This window comes from Deinococcus planocerae (assembly GCF_002869765.1).
Taxonomy (GTDB): domain Bacteria; phylum Deinococcota; class Deinococci; order Deinococcales; family Deinococcaceae; genus Deinococcus; species Deinococcus planocerae.
Genome location: NZ_PNOR01000021.1, coordinates 66,602 through 77,685, shown reverse-complemented (window position 1 = coordinate 77,685; position 11,084 = coordinate 66,602). Strand labels below are relative to the sequence as shown.

The following is an 11,084-nucleotide window of genomic DNA, read 5'->3' as shown; positions in this document are numbered from 1 at the left end:
CCGGCCCACGGCCCCCGAAGTCGCGCCCACGCGGGCCGCGTTCGCCGCGCCGGTCGTCCGACTCGCCCGCGCCCGCGCGGCGCTCCCCCGGAAGGTGGACGGGCTGGGTGGCGACGCCCAGGTAACCGCGCGGCACCCGGCCCGTGGTCGCCAGGAGGTCGGCCACCCGCAGCGCCCGCTCGGCGGGGACGGCGAGCAGGGTGCCGCGCACCTCCCCCGCGTTCAGGAGGCCGACCAGACCGCCGCGGGCGTCCACGAGCGCCCCGCCGCTCACGCCCGGAAAGGGCGCGGCCCCGGTGGTGAGCCAGCCCCGGGTGAGGGCCGAGCGTTCCATCAGGCCCAGGGTGGCCTGGACCCCGTGCGGCGGGCGGCCCACCCCGAGGAGGAGTTCGCCCACCCGCACTCCCGGGCTCGGCGCCAGGGGCGGCACGCTGAGCCCCGGCACCTTCAGCAGGGCGAGGTTGCTGCCCGGGTCACGGCCCACGACCGTGGCCGTCAGCTCGCCGCCGTCCGGGGTGCGGACGCTGAGTTCGTCGGCGTGCAGGACGTGCGCGACCGTGAGGACCCCCTCGGACGCCACGACCGTGCCGCTGACGGGCCGCGCCCCGTGGACGGTGACGACGCTGGCGGCGGTCTGCTGTACGGCGTCGGCCATCTGGCTGGAAAGTTCTGCAAAGTTCGTCATGCCCCCAGGGTGCGCCCCCGGAGGGAACTTCTCCTCAGGCGAACGGGGAGGGGACGGTCCCCCCCGAACGGCCAGGGTGGGTGGCCCACGCCTCCCGGGTCAGCGCGTACCGCACGACCTCCACGACCTCGCCCCGGTACGGCTCCGGCTCGCCGCGTCCGTTCTCACGGAAGCCCAGGCGGCGCATCAGCGCGTGCGAGCGGCGGTTGGGCGCGTACACCTGCGCGGTGACAGCCTCCAGCCCCAGCGGCCCGAAGGCGAGGGCGAGCATCTGCCCCCCCGCCTCCCGCCCCACGCCCCGGCCCCACCGCGCCCGCTCCCCGATCCCGATGCCGAACTCGCCCGCCTCTCGCGTGAGGTTCGCCAGGTCCACGTACCCGACGAGCCGCCCGCCCAGCTCCACCCCCAGCCGCAGGAAATCCGGCCACGCCCCCGCCACGATGGGCCGCCAGTGCTCGCGCACGAGGCGCGGCGCCAGGCCCGGCGTCCACCCCGCCGCCCGGCAGAACTCGGGGTCGGCGGCCCAGCGCACGGCGGCCTCCTCGTCACCCGGGCGCAGGGGGCGCAGGCTGACCGTCAGGACCACAGGCTCTCCAGAAGCTCCGCCGCCGACCCTTCCCGCCCGAGGTGAGCCCCCTGGCCCGCCCAGAGGCTCAGGAACTCGGCCCGCCCTGCCCGTGCGGCGGCGGCGCGCAGCTCGCGGGTCAGCGCGTTCTGGAGGGGGTAGGGCAGAGGGTGCCCGACCGTGGCCGTCACCCGGTTCACCAGACCGCGCGCCGCCCTGCCGCTGAAGGCCCGGGTGAGGGTGGTGTCCCCCGGCCCCGCCGCCGCGAGCGCCGCGCGGTAGGGGGCGGAGGTCCCCGCCTCGGTCGCCCGCAGGAAGGCGGTGCCGCACTGGGCGAGGCTCGCTCCCGCCTCCAGCGCCGAATGCACGCCCGCCGCGTCCATCAGGCCGCCCGCCGCGATGACCGGAATAGAAACCGCGCCCACGACCGCCCGGGTCAGAGTCAAGGTGTCGGCGAGTTCGTCGTGCGCCCAGCCGCCCCGGTGTCCGCCCGCCGGGCCGCCCTGCACCACCACGGCGTCCACCCCGTCCGCCCCGAGTGCCTGAGCCTCCAACACTCCGGTCGCCGTGCCGACGGCGAGGATGCCTCTGTCCCGCAGGGCTGCGAGTTCCGCTCCGCCGAGCCGCCCGAACGCGAAGGAGAAGACGGCGGGGTGCACTTCCAGCACCGCCCGGAACTGCTCCTCAAAGTCCTCCCGCACCCACTGGGGGAGGGTCGGTGGGACCAGCCCCAGCTCCGCGTGCAGGGGCGTGAGGTCGGCCATCGCCGCCGCGACCTCCGCCTCCGTCACGCCCGGCAGGGGGTCGGGGATGAACAGGTTGACCGCGAAGGGCCGCCCCGTCCGCGCCCGCACTGCCGTCCCCGCCTCCGCGATCTGCCCCGGCGTCAGGTAGGCCGCGCCTAGGCTGCCCAGCCCGCCCGCCTCCGACACCGCCGCCACGAGTGCGGGCGTGGTCGGCCCGCCCGCCATCGGGGCCTGCACGACGGGGACGCGCAGGCCGAGGCGTTCCATGGGGCCGCTCACCCCGCCAGCTTAGCCGCACGCCGTAGCCTGGGGGCGTGACCTCACCCTTCCCCCGCGCCTGGACCGCCTTTCGCCGCGCGGCCTACGCGGGCACCCCGCCGCCCCGAAGACAGTTCCTCCCCCGCGAGTTCCTGGGGCGCCTGCTCGCCGGGGCCGCCGAACGCCTCCCCCTCCTCGACGCGCCCCTGCTCGACTGGGCCGACGCCGAGCGCGTCCATGACCCCGCCTACCTCGCCCGCTGGCGGCGGGGAGAGGTCACGCGCGCCGAGGAACGGGCCCTCGGTTTTCCCTGGAACCCGGCGGTCGTCGAGCGCGGTCTGGCGAGCAGCGGTGCGACGTTGGCGGCCACGCGGGACGCCCTGACCCACGGCTTCGGCGTGAATCTGGGCGGTGGGACGCACCACGCCTACCACGACCGGGCCGAGGGCTTTTCCTTCCTCAACGACGTGGTGATCTCCGTGCGCTGGCTCCTCGACGGCGGACACGCCACGCGCCTCCTGATCCTCGACCTCGACGTGCATCAGGGCAATGGGACGGCGGCCATGCTCGCAGGCGAACCCCGCGCCCTGACCGTCAGCGTCCACGGGGCGAACAACTATCCCTTTCAGAAGGAGCGGAGTGGGTTGGACGTGGCCTTGCCCGACGGCACCGGGGACAGGGCCTACCTCGCCGCGTTGGACGAACGGGTCGCCCCCGCCGTGGCCGCCTTCCGCCCCGACTTCGCCTTCTACCTCGCGGGGGCGGACGTGCTGGGAGAAGACCAACTGGGCCGCCTCGCCCTCACGCCCGCCGGGGTGCGGGAGCGGGACGAACGGGTCTTCCGCTGGGCAGCCCGCACGCGGGTCCCCCTCGTGACCGTGATGGCGGGCGGCTACAACCGGGACCCGGAGAAGTTGATCGAGACGCGGCTGGGGACGCTGGACGCGCTGCTGGAGGCGTACCGCCCCGTCAGCGGCTGATCACCACGTAGTTCAGCCACTTCATGTCCGAGAACGACCGATATTCCGGATTTCCGCCGCGGTACACGATGTAGTCGGTCCCCTGGCAGCCCCAGGTGGGCGCGATGGTAAAGGTGACGCGCCCGCCTGGGGTCACGTCGGTGTGCGGCTCCACGCCCGTCCCGACGAACAGGCAGTTGCCCTGGTTCGGCAGCTTGAAGGTCGCCGTGGAGGCGGCGGTGCTCCTCGTCCAGCGGGCGGTCCTCGCGCCGCAGTCGCCCTGGCACGTCAGCTTCATGACCTCGGTGGCGGCGGGCTGGGTTCGCAGGCGGGCGGTGAAGGACAGGATCAGTTTGCCCCCGACGATCTCGCTGTCCACGCCCGCGCCGAAGGTCAGGACCGAGGCCGGAATCTTCGCCGCCGTGCGCAGGCTCACCCGCTGCCAGCCGCTCCGGGTGGTGCAGTTCCGGGCACAGGTGAGGAGGTCGAGTTCCTCGCGCCCCTTCTTGGTCAGCGTGCTGCCGAGGTAGACGGGCACGTACAGGGCCCCCTCGGGCGTCACGGAGACGCTCCACGAGCGGGCCACGTTCGGGCTGTACAGGTCGCTGGCGAGCGTGACTCTGGGGCTCCAGTTGCGGGCCTCCTGGCAGTCGCGCGCGCACTGGGTGTAGAGCAGCTCCGTTCTCGCCTCTTCGGGCGTGCGGAAATAGGCGAGCAGGTGCGCCACCCCCCGCGCGTCGTAAGTCAGGGTGGTCGCCCCGGACATGCCGGTGGGCGGCAAGTCCAGCACGGCGGTCTTCCACGACGAGGCGGTGGTGCAGGCACGGTCGCAGCCCAGCCACAGCGCCTTCGCGTTCGGGGCGCCGATCCGGTCCGAGAGGTCCACGCCGATGTTGTCCACGAAGGCCAGGCGCGGGCGGCCCTGCGGGTCCAGGGTGAACCACTCGCTGTCCAGCGGGGGGGCGAGGTTGTAATAGCGCTTGGTCACAGGGCTCAGTTTCCAGTTCGGTTCCTTCAGGCAGCCCGAGGTGCAGCGCACGTAGTAGACCTTGCCCTCCTCGGTCAGGAGGCCGCTGGCATTCACGTAGAGGCCCAGGTGCAGGCTGCCGTCGGGGGCCACCCTCAGCTTGGGGACGACAAACCCGTCGGGGGGCAGATTCGGCGTCCAGATGATCCGCTCGGATTTCCAGGCGCCCTCCGACGTGCAGGCCCCCTGGCAGGTCGCGTAGCGCACGTCGCCGTCCAGCGTGCTGTACACGGCGTGCAGGTTTCCCCTGGCGTCCTTTTGCACGGAGCTGCGTTTGGTCTGCTGCTTTTCGATGTTCTGCGGCAGCATCACGAACGGTTGGGTCGTCGCGGCCACCGCCGAGCCCAGCAGCGTGAGGCCGAACAGCCCAGCCTGGAAGGCCCGGGACAGCACGCGGACGGGGTTGTGGGGCATGACGCAGTGTACACAGCTCCCGCCCAGGCGCCCCTCCAGGCGAAACAGGGAGCTGTCCTGATCGGCGGTCAGGGCCAGGGGCCGGGAAGGTGATTTACCGTTCCGGGAAAAACCCAACGTGAGGTCCTCAAGTCCCGGTCTCCTGGTCTCGCCCCAGCCGCCGCCCCTCCCTGACCTCCGGGGGATGGAGTCCGAGACCGGAGGAGTGGGGGAGAGGTGCCTGAAGAGGAGGAGCGCCTCCACAGCGCGCAAAGAGCGGCGCGAGAAGCGGTATCATAGAGGGATGACGCTCCTCCTCCCGCCCCCGTAAGCGTGAGTCGCAGGAGTGTACTCTCGACTCTTCACCCACACCGGGCCCCACCCCTGCCCGCAGGAGTTTCCTCCCATGACCACCCCAGAATTGATGAACGAGATCGCGCGTCGCCGGACGTTTGCGATCATCTCCCACCCCGACGCGGGCAAGACCACCATCACCGAGAAGCTGCTCCTCTACGGAGGCGCCATCCAGGAGGCGGGCTCCGTCACCGCCAAGGAAGGCCGCGCGCACACGAAGTCCGACTGGATGAGCATCGAGCAGCAGCGCGGTATCTCGATCTCCTCCTCGGCGCTGACCTTCGAGTATGCCGGTCGGCACATCAACCTCCTCGACACGCCGGGCCACCAGGACTTCTCCGAGGACACCTACCGGACGCTGACCGCCGCCGACTCCGCCCTGATGGTCCTCGACGCGGCGCGCGGCGTGCAGACGCAGACCGAGAAGCTCTTCGCCGTGTGCCGCAACCGGGGCATCCCCATCCTCACCTTCGTGAACAAGATGGACCGCCCCGCGCTGGACCCCTTCGACCTGCTCTCCCAGGTGGAGGGGACGCTGAAAATCACCGCCGTGCCGCTGACCTGGCCCATCGGCGACGGTCCCGACTTCAAGGGCGTGTACGATCTCCAGACCGGGCAGGTCCTCACCTTCGAGCGCACCTCGGGCGGCAAGCACCGGGCGCCCGTGCAGACGGCGGGGCTGAACGACCCGAAGCTGGTCGAACTGGTGGGCCCTGACCTGTCCGCCAAGCTGCGGGAGGACGTGGAACTCATTCAGGGCGCCATGCCGGAGTTCGACCCTGCCGACTTTCTGTCCGGCGAGCTCACCCCCGTCTTCTTCGGCTCGGCGATGAACAACTTCGGGGTGGAGCACTTCCTGGCCAACTTCGTGGACCTCGCGCCGCCGCCCGGCCCGGTGGAGACGAACGTGGGCGAGCGTGAGCCGGACGCGCCCTTTGCGGGCTTCGTCTTCAAGCTCCAGGCCAACATGAGCCGGGCTCACCGCGACCGCACCGCCTTCATGCGGGTGATGAGCGGCCACTTCGAGCGCGGCATGGACGTGACCCACACCCGCACCGGGCGCAAGCTGCGCCTCAGCCAGGCGCACACCCTCTTCGCCCAGGACCGCGAGAAGGTGGAGGACGCCTACCCCGGCGACATCGTGGGGCTGGTGAACCCCGGCGTCTTCCAGATCGGCGACGTGGTGAGCGTGGACCCGAAGGTGCAACTGCCGAGCTTTCCCCGCTTCACCCCGGAGACCTTCGCCACCCTCAGCCTGAGGGACGTGGGCAAGCGCAAGGCGTTCATGAAGGGCCTGACGCAGCTCGCGGAAGAGGGCGTGGTGCAGGTCTTCTACCCCACCGATGGGGCGCGCGACCCCTACCTGGGCGCGGTCGGCCCCCTCCAGTTCGAGGTCTTCCAGGCCCGGCTTGCGGAGGAGTACGGGGTGGAGGTGGAGATGCACGTGACTTCGTACCAGCTCGTCCGCTGGCTGGCCGGGGACGCGGGGAGCGTGGCCCGCTTCGCCCGGCACGTGGAGGACGACCAGGGGCGCCCGGTCATGCTCTTCCGCAGCCGGTACGACCTCGAATACACCGCCGAGCAGCACCCGGAGATCGAGTTCCTGCCGCTGCCGAAGGACCTCACGCGGGTCTGATGGCATGAATCTGGACCGGGTGCCGCCCGCCTTCTTCAGCCCGCCTTCGGTGAGCGCGGCGCTGAAGCTGAACGTCGGGGACGTGACCGAGCTGAGCCTCAGCCGCACGGCGCTCGGCTTCCAGGGCACCGCGCAGGTCCGGGATAAGGGCCAGCTCTACCGCTCCACCTTCCGGCTCAACCCGGCGGGCATCTTCACGGGGGGCGAGTGCGGATGTGGGCGGAAGGGGTGCCCGCACCTCGCCCGAGCCCTGCTCAGCCCCGCGCTGGAACGCGAGCTGGAGCGGGCGGGAGGAGGGGCGGCGCCGCTGCCGGAACCCGCTCCCGCCCAGCCCGGCGGGTCCCCGGACCTCCCCGACGAGGAGGCCCCAGCCGTCCCCCTCGCCAGCCCGCTGCGGCAGTGGTTGGCCGCCGCCGCCGACCTGACGGGGGAGGAGTCGGGCGGGGGGAACCGGGGCCCGCTCACCCTGAAGTACGAGCTGAGCGTCACCCTGCGGCCCCGCACGGCCCGCGAGACGCTGACGCTGCGGGTGCGGCGGGCGAGCCGCGAACTCGAACGCGGCGCCCTGCACGCCCTCTCGGTCTTTCCCCTGCCCCACGCCCTGCGCTGGCACCGCGGCGACGGGGACGGCCTGCCCCGTTTCGCCGCCCCCGACCGCGATGTGCTCACCATCCTCTCCCTGGGGGGCGAGAGCGGCGTCGTGGGAGGCGAGGAGGCGTGGTACCTGGGCGAGCATCCGCTCACCGACACCCTGCTCGCCCGCCTGCTGGGCACGGGCCGCCTGTACTGGAACGGGGCGGTGCGGCCCCTCACTTTCGGCCCGGAGCGGGCCACCGTTCTCGGCTGGCAGATGGACGCAGGGGGAGTTCAGCGGCCCACCCTCAGTCTTCCGCCCGGGGTGCGCGTGCTGCCCGTCTCGCCGCGCTGGTACGTGGACGAGCGGGCGCTGGAACTGGGACGCATCACCTCCGCCCTGCCGCCCGCCCTGGAAAACGCCTTCCTGCACGTGCCACCCGTGCCGCCTGCCCAGGCTGCCGGATTCGCGGAGGCGTTGCGTGAGAGCTTCCCCGCGTTGGGGGACGCGCTGCCCCTTCCCCAGCCCGTCCGGGTGCGGCGCCTCCCCGCCGAGTACCAGCCGCTCCTGACCCTGCGCGAGGAGCGGGTGACCGTGAGCCGTCGCAAGGGTTGGCGCACCCAGACGGAAGAGCGGACCCTGGGTGTCGCGCACCTCGCCCACCTCTACGACGGCCAACCGATCACGGTCGAGCGGCAGAATTACGTGGACGGCGTGCTCTCCCTGCGCGGACGCGACCCCGTCGCCGAGAAACGCAGTGCCGGGCAGCTCACCCGCACGGGCCTGAAGCGTCTCCAGAGCCTTCAGCCGCGCGGCGACCATGTGGAGAACCCCGAGGCCGCCAACCTCTACGCCTTCGCCCAGGAGGCGGAGTGGCAACGGTTCCTGATGACCGAGGTTCCGAAGCTGGAGGCCCGGGGCTTTCGGGTGGAGGTGGACCCCTCCTTTCCCTACCGCTACGCCGAAGTCGAGGACTGGTTCGGCGAGGCCGGGGACGAGGGCGGCTGGTTCACCCTCGAACTCGGGGTGATCGTGGACGGCGAGCGCCTGAGCCTGATTCCCATTCTGGTTTCCCTGATCGCCGAACGCCCTGAACTGTTCACCCCGGAAGCCCTGGCTGCGCTGAAAGACGACGACGTGATCCCTGCCCGCCTCCCCGACGGGCGCCGCCTCGCCCTGCCCGCCGGACGGGTGCGGGCGATTCTCAGCGTCCTGGTGGAACTCCACCTGCGCGAGCTGCCCGAGGGACCGCTGAAACTGCCCCTCCTCGACGCGGCCCGCCTCGCCGCGCTGGACGAGGCGTTGCAGGCCCGCTGGCTGGGCGCCGAGCGCCTGCTCGACCTCGGGCGCCGCCTGCGCTCCTTCCGGGGGGTGGCCGACGTTGAGCCGCCCGAGGGATTGAGGGCCGAACTGCGCCCCTACCAGCGCCAGGGTCTCTCGTGGCTGCAATTCCTGCGCGAGTACGACCTGGGGGGGATTCTGGCGGACGACATGGGGCTGGGGAAGGCCCAGCCGCTCGACGCGGGGGTATTGACTCCCTCGGGCTGGGTGCGGATGGGTGATCTTCAGGTCGGGGATTTCGTGATCGGGCGGGATGGGAGGCCGACGCAGGTCATTGGCGTCTACCCGCAGGGCGAGCGGCCCATCTACCACGTCACCCTGACGGACGGGGCGAGCGTGGAGGTGGACGAAGAACACCTGTGGGCCGTCAATACCCCGGTCCGCAAGCGGCGCGGTTTGCCGGAGCGGGTGTTAACGACCGCGCGGATCATGGCCGATCTGGCGGACGCTGCCGGAAACCTCAAGCACTACGTCCCGATGGTGGAGCCCGTGCGCTTCGCGGAGCGCGACTTGCCTGTCGGCCCATACACCCTGGGGGCGCTGCTAGGGGATGGTTGTTTGAGGTACAGCGTTGAAGTTTCCTCCGAAGATGAGTTGGTTGGGTCGCTGTCCCTCCCGCAGGGTGTTTCCGCCCGTCCGGTTGAACGGCTGAGTCACAAGGTCAGCACCGACCGTCTGGTGACAGAAGGACGTTGGACGCCCAATCCCCTTAAGGACGCCCTCCGGGCTCTCGGCTTGCACGGCCTCGGGAGCCGCGAAAAGTTCATCCCCACCCCCTACCTCCTGGGGAGCGTGGACCAACGCCTCGCCCTCCTGCAAGGACTTCTGGACACCGACGGCCACGCGGGCGTGGTGGTCGAGTACACCAGCGTTTCCGAGGCTCTGGCGCGAGGCGTGGTCGAGTTGACGCAATCCCTGGGAGGCACGGCCCGCATCCGGCGGAAACGGACCACCCCTACCTATCGGGGAGAGCGACGTGAAGGTCTGGCCTGGCGCGTCACCCTCAAACTGCCGCCGCACCTCGACCCGTTCCGCCTGCCCGAGAAGCTGGCCGCCTACCGCCGCCCGACCAAATACCCGCCCACAAGAGGGATTCGCCGGATCGAGTTCGTCGGCGTCAAAGAGGCGCAGTGCATCGCCGTCGCCGCGCCCGATCACCTCTACGTGACGGAGGAGTACATCGTCACCCATAACACCCTCCAGACCCTCGCCCACCTCCAGACCGAGAAGGTCTCGGGCCGTGCCGACCGTCCCAGCCTCGTCATCGCGCCCACCAGCGTTCTCGGCAACTGGCGCGCGGAGGCGGCCCGCTTCACGCCGGGGCTCAAGGTGCTCACCCTGCACGGTCCGAACCGGAAAGAGGACTTCGCCCGGGTCCCCGACCACGACCTCGTACTCAGCACCTACCCCCTGCTCCCGCGCGACGTTGACGCCCTGCGGGAGCACGACTTCCACCTGCTCGTCCTCGACGAGGCGCAGAACATCAAGAATCCCAGGAGCGCCGCCGCGAAGGCCGCCGGGGCGCTCAAAGCCCGCCACCGCCTCGCCCTCACCGGCACACCGCTGGAAAACCACCTCGGCGAGCTGTGGTCGCAGTTCAACTTCCTGACGCCGGGGCTCCTCTACGACGAGAAGACCTTCCGCGAGCTGTACCGCACCCCGGTCGAGAAGCAGGGGGACCGGGCGCGGCAGGCCGCCCTCGCCGCCCGGGTGAAGCCTTTCATCCTGCGGCGCGAGAAGCGGGACGTGGCGCACGAGCTTCCGCCCAAGACCGAGATTCCCGTACGCGTGACCCTCGACGGCGACCAGCGCGACCTCTACGAGACGGTGCGGGTCACCATGCTCGAACGGGTGCGCGAGGAACTGGACGCCCGGGGGCTGGCCCGCTCCACCGTCGCCATCCTCGACGCGCTGCTCAAGCTGCGGCAGGCCGCGACCGACCCCCGGCTGGTGAGGCTGGAGACCGCCCGCAAGGTCCGGGGCAGCGCCAAGCTCGACTGGCTGACGGGGAACCTGCCCCAGATGGTCGAGGAGGGGCGCCGCGTCCTGATCTTCTCCCAGTTCGCCACGCTGCTCGGCTTGCTGGAGGACACGCTGACTGGCCTCGGCATCGGGTACGCGAAGTTGACGGGGCAGACGAAGAACCGGGCGGCCCAGATCGAGCGCTTCCAGCGGGGTGAGGTGCCCGTCTTCCTGATCAGCCTCAAGGCGGGGGGTGTGGGCCTGAACCTCACCGCCGCCGACACCGTGATTCACCTCGACCCGTGGTGGAACCCCGCCGCCGAGAATCAGGCCACCGACCGCGCCTACCGCATCGGGCAGGACAAACCCGTCTTCGTCTACAAGCTGATTGCGGCGGGCAGCGTGGAGGAGCGGATTCTCGACCTCCAACACAGGAAAGCGGCGCTGGCTCAGGGCGTGCTCGACGGCGGGCTCACGAGCGCCACCCAACTCACGACGGGCGACCTGGAGCGGCTGTTCGCGCCGCTGGAGGAGGAGGCCGGGCCGGTCGGCTGAGGCGGGTGAGGGTTCAGTCAGAGGGGCTG

The 11,084-nt window shown here is 71.4% G+C and carries 7 protein-coding genes; 3 read left to right on the top strand and 4 right to left on the bottom strand.

The genetic code is table 11. From position 1 onward, the window contains the following. The 3 genes from A7B18_RS13280 to A7B18_RS13270 form a co-directional block, all read right to left on the bottom strand. Nucleotides 1-685, bottom strand: a 685-nt coding sequence (locus A7B18_RS13280; RefSeq protein WP_245872876.1) for a S1C family serine protease, incomplete at its 3' end; no start/stop codon positions are given. 34 nt (nucleotides 686-719) lie between these two features. Then, nucleotides 720-1,271 (bottom strand): GNAT family N-acetyltransferase, encoded by a 552-nt coding sequence (locus A7B18_RS13275; protein WP_245872875.1) that lies wholly within the window; start codon nucleotides 1,269-1,271, stop codon nucleotides 720-722. Beyond that, nucleotides 1,262-2,275 carry an NAD(P)H-dependent flavin oxidoreductase gene (locus tag A7B18_RS13270; RefSeq protein ID WP_102127170.1) on the bottom strand — a complete coding sequence of 338 codons (1,014 nt, stop codon included), beginning with the start codon at nucleotides 2,273-2,275 and terminating at the stop codon, nucleotides 1,262-1,264. The genes A7B18_RS13275 and A7B18_RS13270 overlap by 10 nt, the downstream gene beginning before the upstream one ends. A 35-nt stretch (nucleotides 2,276-2,310) precedes the next feature. Here A7B18_RS13270 and A7B18_RS13265 point away from each other — a divergent pair, with 35 nt between their 5' ends. Next, nucleotides 2,311-3,234 (top strand): histone deacetylase family protein, encoded by a 924-nt coding sequence (locus tag A7B18_RS13265; protein WP_102127169.1) that lies wholly within the window; start codon nucleotides 2,311-2,313, stop codon nucleotides 3,232-3,234. Here A7B18_RS13265 and A7B18_RS13260 read toward each other — a convergent pair. Beyond that, a complete protein-coding gene (locus tag A7B18_RS13260) occupies nucleotides 3,224-4,654 on the bottom strand; it encodes a hypothetical protein (RefSeq protein ID WP_102127168.1) in 1,431 nt (476 codons plus the stop codon). The genes A7B18_RS13265 and A7B18_RS13260 overlap by 11 nt on opposite strands. 385 nt (nucleotides 4,655-5,039) lie before the next feature. Between A7B18_RS13260 and A7B18_RS13255 the strand changes: the two genes are divergently transcribed. Next, nucleotides 5,040-6,623, top strand: coding sequence for a peptide chain release factor 3 (locus A7B18_RS13255; protein ID WP_102127167.1), 1,584 nt, complete (start codon nucleotides 5,040-5,042; stop codon nucleotides 6,621-6,623). 4 nt (nucleotides 6,624-6,627) lie between these two features. Then, a complete protein-coding gene (locus A7B18_RS22670; RefSeq protein WP_245872874.1) occupies nucleotides 6,628-11,055 on the top strand; it encodes an SNF2-related protein in 4,428 nt (1,475 codons plus the stop codon). Nucleotides 11,056-11,084: the final 29 nt, after the last annotated feature.

Excerpts from the sequence above, each read along its gene's own strand:
- A7B18_RS13260 (WP_102127168.1), bottom strand. The coding sequence starts at position 4,654 with ATGCCCCACAACCCCGTCCGCGTGCTGTCCCGGGCCTTCCAGGCTGGG.
- A7B18_RS13255 (WP_102127167.1), top strand. The coding sequence starts at position 5,040 with ATGACCACCCCAGAATTGATGAACGAGATCGCGCGTCGCCGGACGTTT.
- A7B18_RS22670 (WP_245872874.1), top strand. The coding sequence starts at position 6,628 with ATGAATCTGGACCGGGTGCCGCCCGCCTTCTTCAGCCCGCCTTCGGTG.